We start from the raw sequence: 24,402 nt of genomic DNA on the forward strand, positions 1-24,402 counted from the left end.
TTAGAAATTCACCAATGATTTACCCGTCATTTCTTCGGGCTGATTAAGGCCCATCAAGGCCAACATGGTTGGGGCAATATCACGTAAAGCGCCGCTACCACGGGCCGCCATGGTTGCTGGGCGGCCGATATACACAAAAGGAACTTGATCCGTGGTGTGCTGGGTATGCGGCTGATGTGCGGTGTGGTCATACATCAATTCACAATTACCATGATCGGCAGTGATGAGGATTTCTCCTCCCGCTGCAAGCATGGCGTCAACACATTGTGCAACACTCTGGTCTAAAGCTTCAACTGCTTTAACGGCTGCGTCAAAAATACCTGAGTGGCCCACCATATCGCCATTGGCATAGTTACAGATAATGACTGCGTATTGCTTGGATTCGATGGCAGCCACAATTTGCCGAGTGACTTCTGGCGCGCTCATTTCTGGCTGCAAATCATAAGTAGCCACTTTAGGGGATGGCACTAAGATACGGTCTTCGCCAGCAAATTCGTTTTCTTCGCCGCCCGAGAAAAAGTAAGTCACGTGCGGGTATTTTTCGGTTTCGGCGATGCGTAGTTGTTTTAAGCCTTGAGCTGCTACATATTCACCAAAGCTATTTTTTACTTTTGGCTTATCGTAGGCTACCAGTAGGCTTGGATAGGCTGAGCCGTAGTTGGTTGCGGTGCTAAATGAGGCAAATTTAGGCTGACGCGCTTTAAAACCATCAAAGCTGGCATCGGTAAGTGCGGTGGTGATTTGGCGGGCACGGTCGGCGCGAAAATTCATAAAGATCACTACATCACCGTCTTGCATCGATGATTTTTCGCCAATGGCGGTTGCTGAGATAAATTCATCGTTTTCATTGCGCGCATAACCTGCTGCCAGTGCATCTGCTGCTGTGGCGGCATGAAACAGCCCTTCGCCTTCAACCATCACCTTGTAGGCGGGCTCTATGCGCTCCCAACGCTTGTCTCTATCCATTGCCCAGTAGCGGCCAGTAACAGAAACAATACGTGCTGCGGGATGGGCATCGCACACGGCTTGCAATTTGGCTAGGTAGATTGCGGCGCTGCGTGGAGGAGTATCACGGCCATCAAGGAAGGCATGCACATGGATGTGGGCGACGCCCGCATCGCTAGCAGCAGCAATCAAGGCATTTACATGGGCTTCGTGGCAATGTACGCCACCATCAGAAATCAAGCCTAGGATATGTAATGTTTTGCTATTGTTTTTAGCTTGTAAAATGGCAGCAGCAAATACAGGGTTTTGACCAATGGAGCCATCCGCAACGTCACAATCAATGCGGCTGATGTCTTGTTGCAGCACGCGCCCTGCGCCAATATTTAGATGGCCTACTTCAGAGTTACCAAATTGACCCTTAGGCAGGCCAACGTATTCTTCTGATGCGTTAATTGTGGTCCACGGGTAAGTGGCAAATAAACGATCTAAATGAGGCTTGTTGGCGGCGGCAATGGCGTTATCCGTTGTCTCTTCACGGTAACCGAAGCCGTCTAGAATCAGTAACAACACAGGTTTGACGTTTTGGCTCATATTAGAATTTATCCCTATGATGTTTGCTTACGCAGGTTTGTTAAGCAAACAATTTTTAAATATCACTAGTATTCTAACCCATTGCATAATAGCCTCTATGACGTTTGGCAATATTTCTACCCTAATCAGCAATATATAATTAGAATATCCCCCTAAACCTTTTATTCTTAGATAGTGATTATGGCCAATTCCATTGAGCATATGGACGACACCCACATTGATCAGGCTTCGCGTGCAATGAAAGCGATGTCGCACCCGCTACGCTTAAAAATTCTCTGCGTTTTAGGGGATAAAGAAGTCAGCGTGCAAGATATTGTGGAGCAAGTGGGCACCACACAATCGAATATTTCCCAGCATCTGGCTTTGATGCGGGAAAAAGGTGTGTTGCGTACACGCAAAGATGCTAATCGGGTTTTTTACCGTGTTGGTGATTTGCGTACTCTTGAAGTGATTGTGATGCTTCGAAATGTATTTTGCGGCTTTTAGCCGTTTACATCGCGTACAAGGTACGCGATGTTGCACCTATATAAATTACAATTATTTACTTAATTCTTTTAAGTAGCCCTCTAGCTTTTCCTTTTTGATCCGTCCTAATTCAATTGCGATGCGCTCTCCTTTTGCATTGTAAATTGCGGTAAAGGGCAATCCGCCAAGTTGATTACCTTCTTTTCGCATCAGCTCCATTGCATTGGCGTCACCAATTAATATTGGATAATTAATTCCATATTGCTTGGAAAAAACACTGACGTCTTTTACATCATCAATGGCAATGCCAACAAATTGCACTTTTCCGGCATATTTTTTTTGTAAGGCAATAAACTCTGGAATCTCTTCACGGCATGGGCTGCACCACGTTGCCCAATAGTTCATGATGACGGGTTTGCCTTTCCATTGTGAAAAAGATTGAGATTTGTTCTGTAAATCAGGGAGTTGGGCTGAGAATATCCCATCAGCCTGCGCTAAAACACTGATAAAACTAAATGCAATCAGCCAGTATTTCATTGTGCTTCCTCTTTAACGCGTTTTAATGTGGCTTTAAATGCTGCTGGGTTTTGGTAGCCAATAACACGCTCATTTAAAAACAGCCCATGATTGCCGGTAAATAAAATAGCAGGTGGGCCAAACAGTTTAAAGCGTTTTAAGAGTGCTTGGTCTGATGCATTATTTCGAGTCACATCGGCACGTAGTAATACCATATTAGATAGCGTGGCTTGAATTTCTGGATCGCTGAGTGTATCGCGCTCAAATTCTTTGCAAGCAATACACCAATCGGCATAAAAATCTAATACAACTATTTTGCCATTGGCTTTGGCAATAGAGCGATCTAATTCTGCTACTGAGCGAATGGCCGTAAATTGCGGCCCTGTTGCTGCGCCTGTTTTCTCCCATAATGGCCGCGCCACCCATACCGCCATGGCCAGCAATAAGATCCCGAAGACTATTTTAATCCCCTGCATGGCCTTGTCCGGTAGCTTGGGTAAGACGCTGCCTCCAAAAACGCCGATGGCAAGTAAAGGCAGGCCTAGGCCAAGCGCCAGCATATATAGAGCGCTACCACCCAGCAGCAGATCCCCCGTTTGGCCTAAATAAGCCAAGGCTGCAGCCAGCGGCGGGGCGATGCAAGGCCCAACAATCAGAGCAGAAAGCGCACCCATCGCAAATACCGAGGTAAATTGACCACCCGGTAGGCGATTGGCCCATTGATTCATTTTGCTTTGGATACCACCGGATAATTGCAGATCAAATAGCCCAAACATAGCCAGCGCCATCAAAACAAAAAACATGGAGAATATTGCAATAACAAAAGGTTGTTGTAAGACTACAACAAGCAAGGTGCCGGTTGCGGCGGCTGCAATGCCGATTAAGGTGTAGCTCAATGCCAAACCTTGCACATAGGCAAGGGTTAGCCCCAACGCGCGCATTTTGCCCTGCTGACCGTTACCTAAAACAATGCCAGAGACAATAGGAATCAAGGGATACATGCAGGAGGTGAGTGCTAAGCCCAGCCCCGCTAAAAAGAATATGCCGAGGGTGGCTAGGAATCCGCCGCTGAAAAAAACATCGGCCCCGCTGGGGCCGATTGCTGCGGGGGGGCTGCTCTTGCCAAAAAGCTGGTCTAGTGCGTCTTTGGGCTTGTCACCTATTTTAAGTTGCTGGGTTTGCGGTGGGTAACACACGCCTACTTCAGCACAGCCTTGGAATTTAGCGTTAATGGCCGCATCTAAAGGAATAGGAACGGTAGATTTGAGCCGCACAGCGGTATCGTGCTTGTAAACTTGTACCTTGCCAAAGCTGGGGTCGTTTTTTTCTGTACCAAGCGGAAACTCAGCCGTGAGCGGTGGATTGGCCTTAAAGCTAATGCGATCCCGATAAAGGTAGTAGCCTGGCGCTACTTTAAAACGGACTTCCAATGTGTGGTCATCAATCTGTACCATGTAAGCTTGGAAGGCTTTTTCTGGGGGCAGTAAGTCGTCTGCTGCGTTAGCGGAGCCGATCAGCAAGAAAAAGCAAAGTAGTCGAAATAGCGTGATCATTCGGCGGCTTCCTTTGGCCCAACAGAGTCTTGTACCCAGTTGAGATAGGCGGGTAGGCCAGCAGCGGGGCTTAGAGCGATAATTTCGGCTACATCATAAGGGTGATGCGCGGCTAACCAAGCTTCTAAAGCAGGGTAGGCGGTTTGGGTCGTTTTAATCAAGAGGGGAACTTCCCTTGTGGATTCGATTCTTTCATTCCATAGGTAGGTAGATTGCACGGGGGCCAATTGGTTCACACAGGCCGCAAGGCGCGCTGCTACAACACCGCTGGCTAAACGATTTGCTACATCTTCGTCTGGGCAATTGCACAGTACGATCAAAATATTATTTGGAGTTGTCATGCCTTACCTGCTGTTATTACTATTTGTAGCCTACCCGATTGCTGAAATTATCACGATCGTTTTACTGGCAAAAGCGATCGGTACTTTTTGGGTGGTGCTGTGGTTGATTGTGGCGTTTTTTAGCGGTGGCCTGATGCTACGCCATCATAAACTGGCCGTGGGTGCCGCGCTTTTTAATGATGTGCGCTCTGGGCGCTTAAGGCTGAGCAGCTTATTTGCCGTTGCTCGTTATTATATTGCTGCGGTACTGCTGCTGTTGCCGGGCATTTTGGGCGACGTGGTGGCGCTTGTATTACTGTTGCCTTGGGGCTATTTGGTGGGCAATAAGGCCGCCGTTACGCCAGCTTCAGCAGATAGCGATGTCATTGATGGTGAGTACCGCCAAGTTAAACCCGATGTGGATCGCTTGAAAGGCTAATTCCTTACCAAACCTTGAGTTATAGAGAAAAAAGAGAGCACAGAGCCGTACAGAGAAAACGATGAATTTCAATGTTTTTGCTCTGTGCGGCTCTGTGCTCTTTGTGGCTTAGGAATTGGAGCTCTCACGCAGAGCTAGTCGCTTTTTACTTCAGCATAATCATGCTTACGCCTTGCAAAATAATTTGCTCTAAGCTGGGCACTAGTACATTCAGCACCAGTTGAATGCCCAAAATCAGCACCAGAGGGGTGATATCCACGCCACCAATTGGTGGAATAAAGCGGTGCAGTGGGCGCAGGAAAGGTGCGGTGAGCGCGGTTAAAATCGGCATCAGCGGGTTATAAGGCGCTAGCCAAGACATCAGCGCTTGGCCAATAACGGTGGCAAACAGCAGGTAAAGCGACATTTTGCAGATTTCTAATAGGGCAGCAAGGGCCAAAGAAAATAGTGAAAATGGCGCAGTAAAATCAAAGGGCCAAGGTGATAGGGCAAGCAAAGTGGCATGCATAAGCAGCGCCACTAGCCATGCCAGTACTAAGCTGGCGCTGTCTAGCCCACGAAACGGCGGCAAAATACGCCGCACCGGAATAACGGCCCAGTTGGTGAGTGATAGTACAAACTGGGTTAGCGGATGCTTAAAAGGAATCCGCGCGGCTTGTAAAAAAAACCTAGCTAAGAGCAGTAGTAGAAAAAATTCGCACAGATTGCGAATTAAAAAATTGAGCGTGTTAGTTAGCATTAGGATTCATCTCCTAATTGCTGTGAGCGCGCTGCCGCCGCTGCCGCTGCCGCAATAATGCTAGTGCGCACTTGGCTAGCCTCTAGCGTATTAATCGCCTGCTCGGTAGTGCCACCTTTGGAAGTCACTTTTTTACGCAAAGTGGCGGCATCGTCTTCACTTTGTAAGGCCAGCTTTACTGCGCCCTCAAATGTTTTGTAAGCTAATTTACGGGCCACATCAGATGTAAAGCCTTGTGCCTGTGCAGCGGCTTGTAAGGCTTCCATAAAGTAGAAAACATAAGCTGGGCCAGAACCAGAAATGGCGGTAATGCCATCAATTTCACTCTCACTCTCTACCCATACCATCTCACCAATCGCGGCCAGCATGCGCTCGGTTAAAGCTCGATCAGCGGGTGTGACATCACTCGTGGCATAAGCCCCAGACATGCCTGCTTGCACTAGCGCTGGGGTATTGGGCATAACTCGCACAATCCGTGGGTAAGCATCTAGCCATTTGGCCAGCGTATCGGCGCGAACGCCAGCTGCAATCGAGATCACCAAAGCACCATTGATTTGCGAGCTAAGTGATTGCGCCACGGCTTTTAATTGCTGAGGTTTTACGGCAAATAAAATCACATCACTAGGCAAAAGAGGCTGGTCTGGGTTGCTACATTCAATGGCATAAGTACGATTAAGGTGTTCGCGCTGTTCTTCACTGGGCTCGACCACATGAATTTGATTGGCGCTAAAGCCCTGTTTAAGCATGCCACCGATCATGGCGATGGCCATATTTCCGCCACCGATAAAAGTGATTTTCATAAGTATCCTTAAGGTGAAACGAACGCATCATTCCCCTTTTTAATTTGAGGGCGTGTCGCTCGGTTTCGTAACGCGGGAGCCGAACAAGGCGGTTCCTACCCGCACTAGCGTTGAACCTTCGCTAATGGCGATTTCTAAATCGCTCGACATGCCCATTGATAAAACATCCAATGCAATATCGTGGCTCATTAGCTGGTTTTGCACGTCACGAAGTATCTTAAATTGTGAAGCTAAATGCTCCGCATCGCGGCTCGCTTCGGGTATACACATTAATCCGCGTAATTTTATACGGGGAAGTTGGCAGATTTTGCTTGCCAGCTCTAAACATTCATTAGGACTAATGCCTGATTTAGAGGCCTCACCCGATACATTAATTTGTATACAGACATTAAGATCGGGCAGATGTTCCGGTCGCTGTGCAGAAAGACGCTCAACCACCTTTAAACGATCGATGGAATGCACCCAATGCGCCAACTCTGCCACAGATCGGCTTTTATTGCTCTGTAGCGGCCCGATAAAATGCCAAACTAGTTCTTTACAGTCGCTTAAAGCTGCGTGTTTCTCTACAAGCTCTTGTACATAATTTTCGCCAAAGTTCCGCTGGCCACTTAAATAAAGTTCTCTTATATCGGAACTTGGAAATGTCTTACTAACGGCAAGCAGCACTACATCGCTGCTTTCTCTATGATTTCTTAAGCAGGCATCGGCAATGCGCTCTTGCACACCTTGCCATGCTGTAAATATCGTTGCCATAATGGGCTCTCAACTCGAAATATTGCTGGCTAGTTAAATGAGCCACTCACCATATCGGTAGATATAAGTGGTTTAAACATGGCCGTCTTAGGCTGTATGGGGCCAATATATAGCAGGCGTTTGAACATTATTACGCAAAAATTTGTTTCACTTCTACTATGTGGACAGGATTAGACAATGGAAATCTCCGAATTATTAGCTTTCACCGTGAAAAACAAGGCATCAGACTTACATCTATCATCTGGATTGCCTCCCATGATTCGCGTTGACGGGGATATTCGTCGCATTAATACGCCGGCACTGTCGCACAAAGACGTACACGATATGGTGTACGACATCATGAACGACGGCCAGCGCAAGATTTACGAAGACACCTTGGAATGCGATTTTTCTTTTGAAATACCACGTTTAGCGCGTTTTCGGGTGAATGCCTTTGTGCAAAACCGTGGGGCAAGTGCGGTATTTCGGGTGATTCCATCCGATATTAAAACGCTAGAAGAACTAGGTTGCCCGCGTATTTTCCAAGATATCGCAGAAACACCACGCGGCTTGGTGCTGGTAACTGGCCCTACGGGCTCGGGTAAATCCACCACGCTGGCGGCAATGATTAACTATATCAATGCCAATGAATATGGGCATATCTTAACCGTGGAAGACCCGATTGAGTTTGTCCATACCTCGCAAAAATGCCTGATTAACCAGCGTGAAGTTGGGCCGCATACCATGAGCTTTTCTAATGCTCTGCGCTCGGCGCTGCGTGAAGATCCTGACGTAATTCTGGTGGGGGAAATGCGCGATCTAGAAACGATTCGCCTCGCACTGACTGCCGCTGAAACCGGTCACTTGGTGTTTGGTACGCTGCATACCTCTTCAGCTGCTAAAACGATTGATCGGGTGGTCGATGTGTTTCCAGCAGCAGAAAAAGAAATGGTTCGCTCTATGTTATCTGAATCATTAAGAGCGGTTATTTCGCAAACACTGTTAAAAAAGAAAGAAGGGGGCCGTGTAGCGGCGCATGAAGTCATGATTGGCGTGCCAGCGATTCGAAATTTGATTCGTGAAAATAAAATTGCTCAGATGTATTCAGCAATTCAAACGGGGCAGCAGTTTGGTATGCAGACATTAGACCAGTGTTTACAAGGCTTATTGCAGCGCAATATTATTTCTTTGCCCGAGGCACGAATGAAAGCGGCAATTCCAGACAATTTTAGAGGCTAAGCCCGTATGGAGAAAATGCCAGTAATCAGCGCTCCCCTAGTGATTTAGCTGAAGGCTGGCATTTATATCAAATAGCCTTAGGCTAGCAGCGCAATTTAAGTTTATTAGGATTATCTTAAATTTTAAGCAGTAATGAGCGTGATTAAATTTATTATTACATTCGACTGTCTACATTAAAGTTTGTTGCTTAATTGGTAGGTAAGGTATTATCGCAGCATATCAAAAGTATATTTACAAGCTGCTGTTGGTACTAGGCAATTAAAACAAGCTCATCGCGGAAAAAGAATAATGGAAAAAGAACAAGCCGCAAAGTTTATGCATGACCTATTGCGGCATATGCGTGGCAAAGGGGCGTCGGATTTATTTATCACTGCTGATTTCCCTCCTGCCATGAAAATTGATGGCAAAGTGACGCCGGTTTCAAATCAAATTCTTTCTGCACAGCACAGCAAAGAATTAGCGCGGGCGATTATGAATGATCGCCAAGCAGAAGATTTTGAAGCGACTAAAGAATGTAATTTTGCGATTAGCCCTGGTCAGCTTGGGCGCTTTCGGGTCAATGCTTTTATGCAGCAAGGCCATGTAGGCATGGTGCTGCGTACGATTAATTCTGAAATTCCTTCACTGGCTGAGCTAGGCTTACCGCCAGTTTTATGCGATATCGCCATGGCCAAACGTGGCTTGGTGATTTTTGTAGGCGGCACGGGCTCGGGTAAATCCACGTCACTGGCGGCAATGATTGGGCACCGTAATGAGCATGGTTATGATCACATTATTACTATTGAAGACCCGATTGAATACGTACACGCGCATAAAAATTGCATTGTGACTCAGCGTGAAGTAGGCGTTGATACGGATTCATGGCAGGCTGCACTGAAAAATACCTTACGCCAAGCCCCAGATGTGATCTTGATCGGTGAAATTCGCGACCGTGAAACCATGGATTACGCGATTGCTTTTTCTGAAACCGGCCACCTTTGTATGGCAACCTTGCACGCCAATTCGGCCAATCAAGCACTGGATCGGATTATCAACTTCTTTCCAGAAGAACGCCGTCAGCAGTTGTTGATGGATTTATCGCTCAATCTACGCTCCTTTGTTTCGCAGCGCCTAGTGCCACATCGCTCGGGTAAAGGGCGCGTGGCGGCGGTGGAAGTGATGCTGAATAGCCCTTTGATCTCTGAGCTGATTTTTAAGGGCGAAGTGCACGAAATCAAAGAAATTATGAAAAAATCACGTGAGTTAGGTATGCAAACCTTTGATCAGGCTTTATTTGATCATTATGAGGCCGGCAAAATTACTTACGAAGATGCCTTACGCAATGCTGATTCGGTGAATGATTTACGTCTAAGTATTAAATTACAGGGCGCAGAGGCCAAGCATACGGATGTACTTTCTGGCCTTGATCACCTCGATATTGTTTAAAGTGCCTATGCGACTTAATCGATATTTACTACTGGCTAGTGTGTTGCTCCAACCTGCCTATGCAGCAGTCTTGGGTGACTTGCAAGTTCGCTCGGCGCTGGGTGAGCGTTTTAATGCCAGAATAAATGTCGTTGCAAATGATGGGGATGAATTAGATAGCCATTGTTTTCGGCTAGTTGCAACTCAGGATGAGAATGTAGCCCATCTACGGGCGCATTTATCTTTTGAAGCCAATGAAACGGGTGGCCAATTAGTATTGCGAGGGGATGAGCCCTTGCAAGAGCCCTTGGTCAATTTTTCGATTCGGCTACGGTGCGCAAGTGAAAAAAGCGCCATTTTTCAACGTGATTACAATGTCTTGCTCGATCCACGCGAGTATAAGTCTAAGCGCAGCATAGAAGTAGCGGTGGCTTTGCCCACTATTCGTAGGCAGCTACCTGCTTTTGCAGGAATATGGCAAAGTCAGGAAGGGGATTCCGTAGAGCGCATTGCGCGGGCTTATTTCCCTCAAGATCGCGCCAAAAAAGCCCGCATGGTGGATGAGATTTACCGGCTGAATCCAGATCTTGCCCAAAATACCAATGCTAGATTGCCTATCAATACCAATATCAAACTACCTGATCGTAATAGCGTATTGGCCAATGTGGCCGTTAGCCCTGAGGTGGCCCCTGCAAAAACGAGCCCTTCGCTCGCCTTAGCCCCACAGCTTGCTAGAGATTCATTACAAATTGCTGTTCCACCTGCACTGCTTGCAAGCAGCGCAGGCTTTCATCTGCGTATGTCTGACTCTATTCTTGGGGCCGCTCGTAAATCTCAACTCAGCCCAGAAGAGAGCTTGCTTGCGCGTGAGCGTTTGCAGATTCTAGAGGCCGATGATCAAACGGCGCAGCTACTGCAATATAAATATCAAATCACTCAGCTTGAAAAGCAACTGGCCTCCTTACAAGATGGGCATGCTTCAGCTTCAGACGTTGGTGTGGAAGCTTTGTCTCACCAAGAGGAGCGCAGCTGGCCTAGCCCATGGTGGCTGCTACTCTTGCTACTGCCGGTAATGTGGTGGCGTTTCCCGCGTCGCCAAATGAATAACGATTTAGATGCGTTTCCGCTTGGGCAAAGTACTTTTGCATCCATCGCTACGCCTGTAGCGATGTCTGATCGATTAAGAGAGGTCGTGCCTAGCCGTAATCAGGTGATGGGTATGGTCAATAATTTTTCTCAGGCGGCTTCTGATTGGAGCCGCGATGATATGGATGTGGTGCAGCCTAAAAATGTCTCGGAAGAAGCGCAGATGTTGCTGGATCACGGCCTGATTACTCAGGCAATTAATTTATTGATCAGTGAAGTTGAGCAATACCCGAGCTCACTGGCGCTATGGATGAAGCTGTTTGATATTTACGTTAGCCAAGGGATGCGGCAAGATTTTCAAAACCGAGCGGTTGGTTTTAGGTTGCAGTTTTCTAGTGATAGCCTGTGGCAGCAGGTACAAAGCTTAGGGCGTAGTATTGATGAAGATAATCCGCTTTATCTTTCTTTAGACGAAAAATTAAATCTACCTTTGGCATTGGATAAAGAAGCGGCACAAAATCGTGAGACGAGTGCTATCGAGCTGAGTGAGTTACCGCGTGATACCGCTTTCGCGTTTGCAACGGGCCCTTGGGATAATGAGCTAGACCAGCAATTTACATTGGATACTTTAGACATCCCCGCGCTAAAGGAAATTAGCTTTCCAGTAGAATTGCCACGGATCAATTTGGATGACTTCTTAAGTAGCGATCCCGCCTTGCAAACGGTGATTGGGCATTTAGAGCTGGAGAATATTCAGGCTGCTTGTAATGAGCTAGAGCAGCTGCTTTATCGAGGAACGATGGAGCAGCGCCAACTTGCCGTGAAGTGGCTGGATATTTTGATCCCTCTACAAATGTAATGGCCTTGGCTAGGGTATTCATACTGACCTGATGATGTTTCTTGCTCAGCCTATGTAAATAGATTTTTTAGACCCGTACTCTATTTTTGTAGGACGGGTGCAACCCAATCCTATCAACTTAGACACACCATGTAGGGTGGGCAAGGCGGTTTATCTTGCCCACGCGGATACGCGGCGTGGGCAAAGAACGCGCCCACCCTACGATGTTTTAAATGCTTGCAATAGTGCAATCCAAGCTGAAGCCTGTGTAACAATTAAAACATTTCCCTTAAGTTGATAGGATTGGGGTTGCAGGCCCATATGCGCTAAAAAAGTGATATAGAACCTTAATACCCTGATTTTTTTGCTTAGCGCCAGCAAACCAATTTATTGGCGTTGAATGCCGTTGACGCGGCAAGAGCGAGCAAGGGCTTGGTTTTGCTGAGGTGCCCGCTTTTATGCAACATAGCCATGATGTAAAGATCGCCTCATTCATTGATAGGTGGTTAAAATATCTAATACAGTTACCATCAAGATGTCATTGAGAAAAGCTATCATCAAGATGAACTTTGTTGATTGGACAAAGTCGAATGTATTAGCCCAAAATACCTGTGGTTATTTTTTAGTCTTAAATAAAGGAGCATCAACATGGCCGTACTCGTTGGTAAAAGCGCACCAGATTTCACAGCAGCAGCCGTTTTAGGTAATGGCGAGATCGTAGATAGCTACAACTTTAAGGCAGCCACTGCCGGCAAATACGCCGTGGTGTTCTTCTATCCTCTAGATTTCACTTTTGTTTGCCCATCTGAGCTGATTGCGTTTGATCACCGTCTGGAAGAATTCAAAGCCCGTAATGTTGAAGTGATTGGCGTGTCGATCGACAGCCAGTTTACTCATGCTGCATGGCGCAATACCCCAGTAGAAAAAGGCGGCATTGGCCAAGTTGGCTACACCTTGGTTGCGGATACTAAGCATTTAATCTGCCAGGCTTACGATGTTGAGCTGGCAGCAGAAGGCGTTGCACTGCGCGGCTCTTTCCTGATTGATAAAAATGGCGTTGTACAGCACCAAGTTGTGAACAACTTGCCACTGGGCCGTGATATTAGCGAAATGCTGCGTGTAGTTGATGCGCTGCAATTTACTGAAGAGCACGGTGAAGTTTGCCCAGCAGGCTGGAACAAAGGTAAAGCAGGTATGAAGGCTGACGCTGCTGGCGTTGCTGATTACTTGGCTAAGAATGCTAAAGATCTATAAGCGTATCGCTGACTAGATTAAGTAGATAAAAAAGCCCATTAGCAGCTTGCTAATGGGCTTTTTACTGGGTGAAAGCTTTAATTACTGATTCGATGTAATGACTTCTAAGCGTTGAGCCACATCGCGTACCGAGCTTGCTTGTTGCTCGGATGCATTCGAGATTTCGCTAATTAAATTACGCATCGCACCTACGTCTTGCACAATGCGTGCTAAGGCTTTCTCGGCGCTAACGGCTTTTTCTTCGCCAGCGGTCACGTCTTTTTCGCCTGAATTCATGGTGCCAACAGCACGTTCAATTTCGATTTGAATTGAGTGGATTAGCTCACCAATTTCTGCAGTGGCTTTGGCGGTGCGCTCAGATAATTTGCGCACCTCATCGGCCACTACCGCAAAGCCACGACCGGTGTCCCCCGCGCGGGCGGCTTCAATGGCGGCATTCAGCGCTAGCAGATTGGTTTGGTCGGCAATATCTTTGATCACACCCACAATCACGCCAATTTTATCGGATTGGGTATTAAGCTGACCGATAACGCCGGCGGTGGTGCGCACTAATACCGCTACATCACGCATTCCTTGGACTGCCCCTTCAACCACCACTTGGCCTTCGTTGGCGCTAGAAAAAGCGCTATTTCCCCGATTACTGGCCTCGCTGGTGGTATGGGCAACTTCATCAATGCTGGTGCTGACTTCCTCCATCGTGGAGGCAATGTAAGCCACCTGCTCATGTAGCTGGTTGGCTTTATTGGCGACGTCTTGCTGTAAATTTTCATGCTTAAGTTTGCTGGTGATATCTTCCCAGCAGGCAAGGTAGCATTTTACCTTGCTAGGATCTGTGGCATCCCAAATGGGGAAAGCTTTGGTACGCAAGGTGATGCTACCCAGTGGAATATCAGCCACATGGGTGGCATTACGCGCGCCTGTCCCTAGTTTTTCTAAAATACGTCGTACACGATCAGGGTCATGGTGAAAACGATGGATAGAGCCACCTTGTGCTGCAGTAGGGTCTGCGCCGCGTAAAACTTGGGTCATTTCTTGGCGATATTGCTCAAAGACATTTTTTGCGGTTTGGTTGACATAAAAAACATTGTTTTCATGGCTGGTATCACAGAGCAGGACCATATTGTCTACATGATCTAGTACTGCGCGCATCGTATCTAGTTGAGCATCGGCGGTATTCTTTGATTCTGTCTTTTGAGTAAAGCCAAACATAAGGTGATCCCCTAGAAAACAGGATTAAAAGCAAAGTGACTGTCCTCTTTATAGAATGGCTAGGCTCAAAATCAATCCATTATTATTGAAATAAGCTTCTGTTTTTATAAATAAAATGAGGGCCTTATTGCAAAGTAAAAACCTGCAATAAGGCCCCTTCATAAGTACCGACAGAGTAAAAAGTATGAATGACTAATCGTTAGTTACTTGATGCTTAATTGGCAGGATTAGGGCTTTGTTTGTGAATGGCCTCTATGGCGGCATCTAGCTCTGGGGTAATCAATACATCTAAGCTAGCTATGTTTTCTTTTAACTGGGCCATGGTGGTGGCGCCAATAATATTACTAGCAACGTACCAACGGCTGCTTACCCACGCTAAGGCCATTTGGGCAGGGGATAGGCCGTGGTCTCTGGCGAGCTGTACATAGGCTGCAATAGCAGGGGGAACGGCGGGTTTTAAATAGCGTGCACCAAAATTGCTATAGCGCGTCATCCGGCCTGCAGCTTGTGGGTTATCTAAGTATTTGCCCGATAATAAACCAAAGGCCAATGGGCTATATGCAAGCAGGCCGACGTTTTCTCGATGGCAGGTTTCAACCAGCCCATTTTCAAAATTACGATTAATTAAATTAAATACATTTTGAATTGAGGCAATACGTGGCAGCGATTGCGCTTTAGCCACGCGGTTGGCTTCCATTACGCCCCAAGGGGTTTCATTGGATAGGCCGATATGGCGAACCTTACCCGCTATGACTAGCTCATTTAAGGCGGCTAATTGCTCTGCAAAATCAGGGGTGTGATCTGGCTCTTGGCTAGGGTCGTAATAGCTTTGGCCAAACATCGGTACATGGCGGGCGGGCCAGTGTAGCTGGTATAGGTCTAGATAATCGGTGCGCAGGCGCTTGAGGCTGGCATCGCATGCGCTAATAATCTGTTCTCGATTAAGCTTAGGCCCGCCGCGTATCCAATCCATGCCACGGTTTGGGCCAGAAATCTTGCTCGCCAAAATGATCTTATCGCGGCTTTGCGTGGCCAGCCACGTGCCTACATAGCTTTCGGTTAGCCCTTGAGTTTCTGCTTTGCCTGGCACGGGATACATCTCGGCCGTATCAATAAAATTAATGCCTGCTGCTTGTGCGTAGTCGAGCTGCTCATGCGCTTCGGCCTCGCTATTTTGCTCACCAAAGGTCATGGTGCCAAGGCAGAGGGTGGAGATGTTTAAATCAGTACCGGCTAAGAGGCGGTATTTCATCGGGCTAATCCTTTACAAGCAGGAGGATGCAAAGACGCGGTGTTCACAAAACTATCATATAGCGAGTAGAGGCGCTGCTTGCTGCGCCTTGAACAGGGCACGGCAAGCAGCGCCCCTACATGGCTATCGTGATCGCGGTACGGATGAGTGGTTTTTGTGGATGAAATAATCAATTATTTAACAGGGCTAACTCGATAGCCTTGTTGGCGCAGGCTTTGGATTAGGCCCATTTTACCTGGTAGGTGGAGTGCGCCTACGGCAATAAACGCGTTACCGTCTTTTAGCTTATCCGCTAGGCGCTCTGCCATTCGTGGGTTGCGCGCTTCCAGTAATTGAAAGCGCCATTGCTTATACCAAGCTTGATCTGCCATTTTGATATCGTCTTGCTCGGCAAAGGCGGCCAGGCCATTGATATCTTGCTTGAGATACAGATCTAAAATCTGCTGGTAGCTTTGCTGCATAGCCTCTTGTTGATCCAGCACGGTGTAAAGCAGCTCTATTTGCTTTGCTTCTGGAATATTTTCAAACAGGCTGAGTTGCTCATCTAGTGTTTCTAAGCCGGTATATTCTTTTTGCCCTTCGATCGCCATTTTGGCAAACAGCAGATCAAGCGGCATTTGCCCAGATTGTCTAACTGGGGTCATGAGCAGCATGGCTGCGCCCCAAGGCTTGAGTTTGGCTGTAGCAACTTCTGGGTAACCCCGTGCTTCTAGTGCGGGTAAGAGTTTTTGGTAGTGCTCTGTGTCTATTTTTTGCGCTAAAGAAGGCTCTGGCGTCAGCATGCGCTTGCCCATTTCCATCATCATGCCAAAATCTAGGCGAATTTCAGTGACAACATGCTTGGCGTCGCTAAAGGCGGCTTCGGTTTTGGGGCTAAGTTGGGTAACGCGAGGATCGCCAACGTGGGCGGTGCCATACAGCCAAGAATTAGGCGTGCCTTTTTTTTCTATTTTCCACAGCAAGCTATTGCTGTTTTCTACTTTGGCACTTGCGCTGGCTTTATTGGCAGCGGCGCTAACATGGGGGGCGAGGAGGGTGGTGGCGACAGCGACGGCAACAATCAGGGGACGAAATCGAGCAAGCATCCAAGTCTCCAACAGTTTTTATATTTGGAGGTGCAGTATAAAGCGAACTGGATGTTTTCTAAAACAAGGACGTAGCAATTATTCCAAACCAATTAATGTTTTAACTGCATCAACATATTGATCGGCTTGTTGTTTGGCTTTATGTGATTGACGTAATGCCATATTCCAACGTGCAATCGTTTGTTTGTAATTATCAATATTGCAGGCTTGTATCTCTGTAATTAATGAATTGGCCATGAGTCCTAAAAATTGTTTAGCACTTTCTGCCATCAGGTTTTTGGCCTGCTCAAGTAAGAGGGGGTCAATCACGGAAGGGCTAAGGGCTTGGGGGGCGATACTCTGCTCAAGCGATTTTTCTGCAATTGCCGTTTCGATATTGCGCTCGATAATGCGGATATCTTGAATAAACCCGGCTTGTTCTAATTCTGTGAGACTGGGATGAATTTCTAAACCAATTAATAGCGCAGCGAGCACGCTGCTGGATTTAGCCCCGTCAATTAAAATCAGCAAGCGGCGCATCCGTGCCGAAAGACCAAAACTACGCTCGGCAATTTCTTGTTGGCCCTTGGCAGTTTTCGCATAAATCGTATCGATCAATTGGATAGAAACACTCATGGATCACCCCACCAAGTCATATAGGAGCGGAGCTTAACAGCTTGATATTACAGAAATTAGAAACGGCTTATTTATAATGCATATTGTTGGTGTGTTGCCCATATCAAGAAAATGGCTGATCTAAAAACTAAGGGGCGCTGCCTGCAACGCCCCTTAGGGAAACACTAATTTATTCAGTTTTGTTATTCTTGTGCTGGCGAGAATCCAGTATTTACGCTGGATTCTCGATAAAAAAATTCAAGGACGACAATTTAATCAGCGTTTCTTTAGTTGCTTGTAAAATTACTGGAAATTTACCGTTTTTATAGCTTAAACCGACCCACAATCGTTTGTAAATTAGCTGCAAGGCTAGATAAATCACTGAGGGTGGTGCGTGTGTTTTTCAGTGCGATATCGGTTTCGGTGACCTGATGGTTAATCTTTTCGGCGACTTGGGCGATTTGCTCGGTGGCCATCGATTGCTCTCGGGTGGCGCTGGAGATTTCAATGATTTTGCCAGATACCGATTGCATTTCAACTTGCATCGCACCAATGCGCTCGGCAATGATTTGCGATAGCGCTTGATTGCCGCAAACCATATCTTTGGTGGCTTGCATTTTACCAACGGCATGATTGGTTTTATCGCTGATAGAGCCAAGCATCTGCTCGATTTCTTCGGTAGCCCTTGCGGTGCGCTCTGCTAGTTTTCTGACTTCATCGGCAACTACGGCAAAGCCTCGGCCTGTTTCGCCAGCTCGGGCCGCTTCAATGGCCGCGTTCAGCGCTAGCAGATTGGTTTGGCCAGCAATGTCCTTGATGGTGACGGTGATGAGGCTAATTTGCTGTGATTGAGTAGATAGATCTTGCATCGTGGTACTGAGCTCGCCCACGGTATTGGCCATTTTATCCGTGTCGTCACGCATGGTTTTAACCGCATCGGCGCTGGCCGTCGCGCCTTTATCGGCTTCTCGCACGGTGCTTTCTACTTGCTGGGTGCTGTCGGCAATATGCGCAATGCTGACGGTGACTTCCTCAATATTGGCAGCGGAGGCAGCTGCCATATCAGCTTGTTTATGTGATTCGTGGGATAACTTTTGTGCCATTTGCTCGATATCGGCCACACCACCACTCAAGCGGCCGGCTTGATCTCGCACCTGATTAACCACCTGGTGTAAATCGCCCATAAACTGATTAAACGCGATCGCGATATGCGATGTTTCATCTCGGCTGCTGCTATCTAAGCGCACAGTAAGATCTGCATTGCCGCTATTCAAGTTTTGCATGGCCAATCTTAAGCGATTCAGCGGGCGGGTCACTAAGTTAGCCAGCCATAGCGATGCCAGCGTAGACAGTAAAATGGCGATCGCGCCTAAGATAACTGATTTGAGCAAAATACTATTTAAGGTTTCTTTTACTGAGGATAGGTTGGCGTCAGCTGCGGCAACAATGGTTTCGCCTTTATTGGTTTTAAAGGGTAAGTAAATGGTGCGAAAGCTACCAAACTTGCTGTCGTATTCGGCAAAGGTACGTTTGTTTTGGGTGAGCGCGGTTTGTAGCTGCTCGTTTACGGTATCTGATGAGGTGAGGTAAACCTCGGCATCGGGTTTGTTTTCTTCTTCTGGGGATAAAGAAGAAAGCACGTAGTGGGCTTTGCCATCTTTCATGGTGTAACCGTAAATAAACGGCAGGCCTAGCTCTTTGCTATAGCGGGTAAGGCGCTCTGATAAGACACGCATCTGGTGTAAATCGGCTTGATCGCGCGGTTTAAGCTCAGAATGAAAGCCTTCACCGAGTACAAAGTGATAACCCGTTGCCGCTGCAACTAGCTGGCTATCAATCGCTTGCAGTGCATGGCTGCGTGCTTGTTGATAACTAAAGTAGGTAAAGAGCGCTACGGTTAGCGTCGTCAGCAAAACCATGACGAACTGAATTTTTCCTTTCAGGGTATAAAGCATTCTCAATCCTCTGTTTACTAGGTTTATTATGATTTTCTAATGAGCCGATGTTATTACAAATGACATGGAGGAGTTGGTCTATCTATTGCAATTTGCGGCTTTGTGGGGATAGACGGTCGTTAATTATTTGAGGTGCAACCACAAAGGTGCAACCCTAGGGATAGTCCTGATTTGTTAGGTGCAACTCTGTCTTAATATGCGAGCTTGATAAAATAACCACGGCATAGACATGGCCAGCACAACACTAGGAATTAAAGTAGACGATGCCTTGCGCGCACGGATTAAAACCGCTGCTCAGCAAATGGATAGAACGCCGCATTGGTTGATTAAGCAATCCATTTTTGCCTATTTGCAGCAGGTTGAGCAGGGTGTTCGTCCGCTGGAGCTGGCGCAAGATGGCGAAGCACTGTCTCTTCCTGATGATAGTGAAGGGATTGAAAGTAATCTACCTTTCCTAGAGCTGGCACAAAGTATTGCGGTGCAAAGTGTTTTGCGTTCAGCCATTACCTCGGCTTACCGCCGCCCAGAGGCAGAATGTCTGCCGGTATTGCTTGAGCAAGCCAAAATGCCGAATACGCAAATGGCAGAGCAAACCCTAGCACTTGCGCATAAATTGGTGGCGGCGCTGCGCGCTAAGCGCACCGGTGGCGGCGTTGAAGGCTTAATCCACGAATTCTCTTTATCTAGCCAAGAAGGCGTGGCACTGATGTGCTTGGCCGAAGCGCTGCTGCGGATTCCTGACCGTGCTACTCGGGATGTGTTGATCCGCGATAAAGTCAGCAAGGGTGATTGGCACGCTCACCTTGGCCAATCGCCTTCATTGTTTGTAAACGCCGCCAGTTGGGGCCTGATGCTGACCGGTAAATTAGTGGCGACCAATAGCGAGGCGGGCTTGTCGGCGGCGCTCACTCGCATGATTGGTAAGGGCGGTGAGCCACTGATCCGCAAGGGCGTCGATATGGCGATGCGCTTGATGGGCGAGCAGTTTGTAACCGGTGAGACCATTGCCGAAGCGTTGGCCAATAGCCGTAAATTTGAAGCGCGTGGCTTTAGATATTCTTACGATATGCTGGGCGAAGCCGCCACCACGGCAGAAGATGCTAAGCGCTATTACGCCGCCTATGAGCAAGCGATTCATGCCATTGGTAAGGCATCCGCTGGTCGTGGTATTTACGAAGGCCCAGGTATTTCGATCAAGTTATCAGCCCTGCACCCACGTTATTCTCGCGCGCAGCAAGACCGCGTAACCGCTGAGCTCTTGCCTAGCGTGATCGCCTTGGCGCGTTTGGCTCGCCGTTACGATATTGGCTTAAATATTGATGCCGAAGAGGCCGATCGCCTAGAAATCTCCCTCGATCTACTCGAAGCCATGTGCTTTGATGAGGAGCTGGCTGGCTGGAATGGGATTGGCTTTGTGATTCAGGCCTATCAAAAACGCGCCCCACATGTCATCGATTATGTGATCGATTTGGCGCGTCGCAGCGGCCATCGCCTGATGATTCGCTTAGTGAAGGGCGCGTATTGGGATAGCGAAATCAAGCGTGCTCAAGTCGATGGCCTAGAAGATTATCCGGTGTATACCCGTAAGGTTTATACCGATGTATCTTACCTAGCCTGCGCTAAAAAACTATTGGCCACGCCAGACGCGGTGTACCCACAGTTTGCTACCCACAATGCCCAAACACTCTCGGCGATTTACCATCTGGCCGGGCAAAATTACTATCCAGGCCAGTATGAGTTCCAATGCCTGCACGGCATGGGCGAGCCTTTGTATGAAGAAGTCACCGCGCGTGAAAAACTAGGCCGCCCTTGCCGCGTGTACGCGCCGGTAGGCAGCCATGAAACGCTCTTGGCTTATTTGGTACGCCGTCTCTTAGAAAACGGTGCTAACAGCTCTTTTGTAAACCGCATCGCCGATGAAAACGTGGCAATTGAAGAGCTGATTGTGGATCCTATCGTACAAGCTCTAGCGGTGATACCCGCCTTTGCCCCGCACGATAAAATCCCCTTACCAAGGTTTTTATTTGGCTTAAATCGACTCAATTCGAGTGGCCTAGATTTATCTAATGAGCATAGATTGGCGTCGCTTTCTGCCGCGCTACTGGCGGGGGCTAATACCGAATGGCTAGCCCTGCCTATGCTTGGGATGACGGCTGAGCCGGATGTAACACGTAAGCAGGCCGTTAAAAATCCTGCAGATCATCAAGATATTGTTGGCCATGTGATTGAAGCGGATGTGGCCGATGTGGCGACCGCCTTTATGCACGCCGCCAATATTGGCCCCATTTGGCAAGCCACCTCAGTGAGCGAGCGCGCTGCTTGCCTCAACCGTGCGGCGCAATTGTTGGAATCAGGAATGCAGCCGCTGTTGGGGCTGATTGTGCGCGAAGCGGGTAAATCCCTGCCTAATGCGATCGCCGAAGTGCGTGAAGCAGTGGATTTCTTGCGCTATTACGCGCAGCAAATCGAGCAAGATTTTGCTAACGATTCGCACCGTCCGCTTGGCCCTATCGTATGTATCAGCCCGTGGAATTTCCCGCTGGCGATCTTCATTGGCCAAGTGGCCGCCGCTTTAGCCGCAGGCAATCCTGTACTGGCTAAGCCTGCCGAGCAAACGCCATTGATTGCCGCCGAAGCCGTGCGTATTTTACGTGCCGCAGGTGTGCCAGCGGGGGCGGTGCAACTGCTGCCAGGGCGTGGTGAAACCGTTGGTAGCGCCTTGATTAGCGACGCGCGTTGTAGCGGGGTGATGTTTACCGGCTCCACTCAAGTTGCACGTTTAATTGCCAGCAATTTAGCCCAGCGTTTAGATAAAGATGGCCGTACTATTCCGCTGATTGCGGAAACCGGCGGGCAGAATTGCATGATCGTCGATTCATCGGCGCTGGCAGAGCAGGTGGTGGGGGACGTACTGATGTCGGCCTTTGATTCGGCTGGCCAACGCTGCTCGGCACTGCGTGTATTGTGCCTGCAAGAAGAAGCTGCTGATCACATCTTGCATATGCTTAAAGGCGCGATGCAAGAGCTGCATATTGGTAATCCAGATTCGCTCAGCGTTGATGTGGGCCCTGTTATTGATGCTGAAGCCCAGCAAAATATTGCTGCGCATATTGCCGCATTTGAGGCGCGTGGTGCTAAAGTGCTGGCGCTGCCCTTACCAGCAGCTTGTCAGCAAGGCACGTTTATCGCGCCAACGCTGATTGAAATCAACAGCCTTACTGAGCTGAAGCAAGAAGTGTTTGGCCCAGTGCTACATGTGATTCGTTATCGCCGCGAAGCATTAGATCAATTGATTGACGATATCAATGGCACAGGTTTTGGCCTGACCTTTGGCGTGCACACACGCATCGACGAAACCATTGCTCATGTGGTTGGCAAGGTGCAAGCAGGTAACGTCTATGTAAACCGTAATGTGATTGGTGCCGTAGTTGGAGTACAACCTTTTGGTGGCGAAGGTTTGTCAGGCACGGGGCCTAAGGCGGGCGGGCCGCTGTATCTGCCACGTTTATTATCACGCCGCCCAGCACAAACCTTGCCTGGTGATCAGGCTGCCTTAGCCCCATTACTGGCTTATCACGATCACTTGCAAGCGAGCCAGCAAACCGAAGCCGCTGCGCGCTGCAGCCGTTATTTAGCGGGATCTGGCCTAGGTGCCAATCTTGATTTGCCAGGCCCAACGGGTGAGCGCAATCGCTATCTGCTGCATCCGCGTGGCCCCGTGCTTTGTATTGCCGCCAGCGAGCAAGGCGCGATTGCGCAATTTGCCGCAGCATTGGCTAGTGGTAATCAAGCGGTCTTTATTGCTCACCCCGTAGCGCAAGCGCTGCAAGATTCCTTGCCGAACACCCTTAAAAGCCGCTTATCTCTTAAATCTACTCTTGAAGAGGCTAGAAATATTGGGGCAGTATTATTTGAGGGGGATAGCGATGCATTAGCTAAGATCAACCGTCAAATCACCGAGTTGGCAGGCCCAATCTTACAAGTGCAAGGTCTATCCAGTGCGGCTTTGGCTGCGGGCGAAGATTTCGATTTAGCCCGCCTCTTGGCAGAGCGCTCTATCAGCGTCAATACTGCAGCAGCAGGCGGTAATGCTAGCTTGATGAGTATTAGCTAAGCACTAAAACCCAACTCTTGAACCACGGAGGACAAAGAGAGCACGGAGCTACACGGAGAAAACCTTGTGAGTAATGATATGTTTTGCAGCACATCACTATTTCTTTGTTTTCCTTCGTGGGCCTCTGTGTCCTCCTTTTGCTCCGTGGCTCAAGGTCTAGGTTTTTTTGATGGATTTTACTGTGTAACTTCTTTAGTAAGCTTTCCCCCAATCGGTGCATAATAAGCCTGTCTGCATTGTTTAGCTGGTGGTTTATGACTTTCCTTCTTTCCCTGCTCGAAACCCGCATTCTTGGTGCGTTGATTGAAAAGCAGATTACTGTTCCTGATACTTACCCCCTCTCGCTTAACTCCCTTGTTTCAGCTTGTAATCAAAAATCTAACCGTGATCCTGTCATGGAGGTGAATGACACCGAGGTGGATGAGGCGCTGGTTCGTTTAAAAGAATTGAAATTGGTGGATGGCTACCATCCCGGTGGGCGAATTGCGCGTTATTCGCAGCATTTTGCCGCTGTGCTACAAATTCCGTCGCAATCGGTGGCAATTTTAGCCGCGCTCATGTTGCGTGGCCCGCAAACGGCAGGTGAGCTGCGTTTAGCCTGCGAGCGTTTACACAAATTCTCAGATATTTCGGCGGTAGAAGGCTTTTTAGAAGAGCTGGCGGAGCGAAGCGCGGGCGGTTTAGTCGTGAAGCTGCCACGCGCACCAAGTGCAAGGGAATGCCGCTGGGCGCACTTGCTATCGGGTGAGCCAGTGATGAATGAGCTGCAGTCCCATACTAAGGGCGCTGTAGATTCGGCATTACAGCTTAAGGTGGATGCTTTAGAGGCTGAGCTGTTGGAATTAAAACAAAAAGTTGCACAGATCTGTGCGGAGCTAGGAATCGAGTAAATTGCTGCATTGCGGTGGCCGTTTGGCTGCCGCATTAAAGTCGCCATCGTTTGGGCCGATGATCTGGGTATACGGTATGCAAATTTTCCACTTGTTGGCACGATGCTTGCATAACCTTTTGATAACACTTGATTATCAGGATGTCTATCATGAGTACCTTTGTTATTCACCCTATCTGGCCAGTAAGCGAACCTGAAGCGATGGAATACGGCTTGTTTCGCGTCACCCACCATGGCGAGCAAGAATTGCTGCGCAGTGCCTGCCTAGAAAGCCTGACCGACGCCCATCATAAAATGCAGCATCTAGCACATCATCAAGATAGCCATAGCAGCAAGCCGTGAGGCTTAGCTTTACATTTCCTTGGATGGTCTGTGCAGGGTAA

The 24,402-nt window shown here is 48.2% G+C and carries 21 protein-coding genes; 9 read left to right on the forward strand and 12 right to left on the reverse strand.

Features of this window, described 5'->3' with window-relative positions; genetic code table 11:
* The gene (gene gpmI, locus R6242_RS05600) at positions 1–1,536 is read right to left on the reverse strand and encodes a 2,3-bisphosphoglycerate-independent phosphoglycerate mutase (protein WP_318424810.1); all 1,536 of its coding nucleotides are present in this window, start codon (positions 1,534–1,536) and stop codon (positions 1–3) included.
* Between the two features lie 180 nt (positions 1,537–1,716).
* Here gpmI and R6242_RS05605 point away from each other — a divergent pair, with 180 nt between their 5' ends.
* Positions 1,717–2,022 (forward strand): ArsR/SmtB family transcription factor, encoded by a 306-nt coding sequence (locus tag R6242_RS05605; RefSeq protein ID WP_293931219.1) that lies wholly within the window; start codon positions 1,717–1,719, stop codon positions 2,020–2,022.
* 51 nt (positions 2,023–2,073) lie between these two features.
* On the opposite strand, the gene R6242_RS05610 is transcribed toward R6242_RS05605, so the two are convergent.
* From R6242_RS05610 to cutA, 3 genes are read right to left on the reverse strand one after another with little or no spacing between them, the layout of a single operon-like run.
* A complete protein-coding gene (locus R6242_RS05610; RefSeq protein ID WP_318424814.1) occupies positions 2,074–2,538 on the reverse strand; it encodes a TlpA disulfide reductase family protein in 465 nt (154 codons plus the stop codon).
* On the reverse strand, positions 2,535–4,070 hold the full coding sequence (gene dsbD / locus R6242_RS05615; protein WP_318424817.1) for a protein-disulfide reductase DsbD: 1,536 nt from the start codon (positions 4,068–4,070) through the stop codon (positions 2,535–2,537). Before dsbD ends, R6242_RS05610 begins: the two co-directional genes overlap by 4 nt.
* Positions 4,067–4,411 (reverse strand): divalent-cation tolerance protein CutA, encoded by a 345-nt coding sequence (cutA, locus tag R6242_RS05620; RefSeq protein ID WP_318424820.1) that lies wholly within the window; start codon positions 4,409–4,411, stop codon positions 4,067–4,069. The genes dsbD and cutA overlap by 4 nt, the downstream gene beginning before the upstream one ends.
* Here cutA and R6242_RS05625 point away from each other — a divergent pair.
* Positions 4,410–4,829, forward strand: coding sequence for an FxsA family protein (locus R6242_RS05625; RefSeq protein ID WP_318424824.1), 420 nt, complete (start codon positions 4,410–4,412; stop codon positions 4,827–4,829). The two genes, cutA and R6242_RS05625, sit on opposite strands and share 2 nt — an antisense overlap.
* A 145-nt stretch (positions 4,830–4,974) precedes the next feature.
* Here R6242_RS05625 and R6242_RS05630 read toward each other — a convergent pair whose 3' ends face one another.
* The 3 genes from R6242_RS05630 to R6242_RS05640 are packed head-to-tail and all read right to left on the reverse strand — an operon-like array spanning position 4,975 to position 7,121.
* Positions 4,975–5,568: a YggT family protein gene (locus R6242_RS05630; protein WP_293931229.1), complete on the reverse strand. Its 594-nt coding sequence runs from the start codon at positions 5,566–5,568 to the stop codon at positions 4,975–4,977.
* A complete protein-coding gene (gene proC / locus R6242_RS05635) occupies positions 5,568–6,368 on the reverse strand; it encodes a pyrroline-5-carboxylate reductase (protein WP_318424828.1) in 801 nt (266 codons plus the stop codon). Before proC ends, R6242_RS05630 begins: the two co-directional genes overlap by 1 nt.
* A gap of 39 nt (positions 6,369–6,407) precedes the next feature.
* A complete protein-coding gene (locus R6242_RS05640) occupies positions 6,408–7,121 on the reverse strand; it encodes a YggS family pyridoxal phosphate-dependent enzyme (RefSeq protein ID WP_318424832.1) in 714 nt (237 codons plus the stop codon).
* Positions 7,122–7,298: 177 nt separating this feature from the next.
* Here R6242_RS05640 and R6242_RS05645 point away from each other — a divergent pair, with 177 nt between their 5' ends.
* From R6242_RS05645 to R6242_RS05660, 4 genes are all read left to right on the forward strand, one after another.
* Positions 7,299–8,339 carry a type IV pilus twitching motility protein PilT gene (locus tag R6242_RS05645; protein WP_293931238.1) on the forward strand — a complete coding sequence of 347 codons (1,041 nt, stop codon included), beginning with the start codon at positions 7,299–7,301 and terminating at the stop codon, positions 8,337–8,339.
* 288 nt (positions 8,340–8,627) lie between these two features.
* Positions 8,628–9,764: a PilT/PilU family type 4a pilus ATPase gene (locus R6242_RS05650; protein WP_293931241.1), complete on the forward strand. Its 1,137-nt coding sequence runs from the start codon at positions 8,628–8,630 to the stop codon at positions 9,762–9,764.
* Positions 9,765–9,771: 7 nt separating this feature from the next.
* The gene (locus R6242_RS05655) at positions 9,772–11,688 is read left to right on the forward strand and encodes a hypothetical protein (RefSeq protein WP_318424836.1); all 1,917 of its coding nucleotides are present in this window, start codon (positions 9,772–9,774) and stop codon (positions 11,686–11,688) included.
* A gap of 627 nt (positions 11,689–12,315) precedes the next feature.
* On the forward strand, positions 12,316–12,921 hold the full coding sequence (locus R6242_RS05660) for a peroxiredoxin (RefSeq protein WP_293931247.1): 606 nt from the start codon (positions 12,316–12,318) through the stop codon (positions 12,919–12,921).
* An 81-nt stretch (positions 12,922–13,002) separates the two neighbouring features.
* Here the strand turns inward: R6242_RS05660 and R6242_RS05665 are convergent, their stop codons facing one another.
* The 5 genes from R6242_RS05665 to R6242_RS05685 all read right to left on the reverse strand — a co-directional run bounded on the left by R6242_RS05665 (position 13,003) and on the right by R6242_RS05685 (position 19,016).
* The gene (locus tag R6242_RS05665; protein WP_318424841.1) at positions 13,003–14,130 is read right to left on the reverse strand and encodes a methyl-accepting chemotaxis protein; all 1,128 of its coding nucleotides are present in this window, start codon (positions 14,128–14,130) and stop codon (positions 13,003–13,005) included.
* A gap of 214 nt (positions 14,131–14,344) precedes the next feature.
* Positions 14,345–15,382 (reverse strand): aldo/keto reductase, encoded by a 1,038-nt coding sequence (locus R6242_RS05670; RefSeq protein ID WP_318424844.1) that lies wholly within the window; start codon positions 15,380–15,382, stop codon positions 14,345–14,347.
* A gap of 173 nt (positions 15,383–15,555) precedes the next feature.
* Positions 15,556–16,467 carry a TraB/GumN family protein gene (locus tag R6242_RS05675; protein ID WP_318424847.1) on the reverse strand — a complete coding sequence of 304 codons (912 nt, stop codon included), beginning with the start codon at positions 16,465–16,467 and terminating at the stop codon, positions 15,556–15,558.
* A 78-nt stretch (positions 16,468–16,545) separates the two neighbouring features.
* A complete protein-coding gene (locus R6242_RS05680; RefSeq protein WP_318424850.1) occupies positions 16,546–17,082 on the reverse strand; it encodes a hypothetical protein in 537 nt (178 codons plus the stop codon).
* Between the two features lie 302 nt (positions 17,083–17,384).
* Positions 17,385–19,016, reverse strand: coding sequence for a methyl-accepting chemotaxis protein (locus R6242_RS05685; protein ID WP_318424853.1), 1,632 nt, complete (start codon positions 19,014–19,016; stop codon positions 17,385–17,387).
* A 229-nt stretch (positions 19,017–19,245) separates the two neighbouring features.
* On the opposite strand from R6242_RS05685, the gene putA reads away from it, so the two are divergent.
* From putA to R6242_RS05700, 3 genes are all read left to right on the forward strand, one after another.
* Complete coding sequence (gene putA / locus R6242_RS05690; protein ID WP_318424858.1) at positions 19,246–23,130, forward strand: trifunctional transcriptional regulator/proline dehydrogenase/L-glutamate gamma-semialdehyde dehydrogenase; 3,885 nt, start codon at positions 19,246–19,248, stop codon at positions 23,128–23,130.
* A 254-nt stretch (positions 23,131–23,384) separates the two neighbouring features.
* On the forward strand, positions 23,385–24,020 hold the full coding sequence (locus tag R6242_RS05695) for a YceH family protein (protein WP_318424861.1): 636 nt from the start codon (positions 23,385–23,387) through the stop codon (positions 24,018–24,020).
* Positions 24,021–24,169: 149 nt separating this feature from the next.
* Positions 24,170–24,361 carry a hypothetical protein gene (locus R6242_RS05700; protein ID WP_293931265.1) on the forward strand — a complete coding sequence of 64 codons (192 nt, stop codon included), beginning with the start codon at positions 24,170–24,172 and terminating at the stop codon, positions 24,359–24,361.
* The last annotated feature ends 41 nt before the right edge of the window (positions 24,362–24,402 follow it).

This window comes from Iodobacter sp. CM08, from assembly GCF_033446605.1.
Taxonomy (GTDB): domain Bacteria; phylum Pseudomonadota; class Gammaproteobacteria; order Burkholderiales; family Chitinibacteraceae; genus Iodobacter.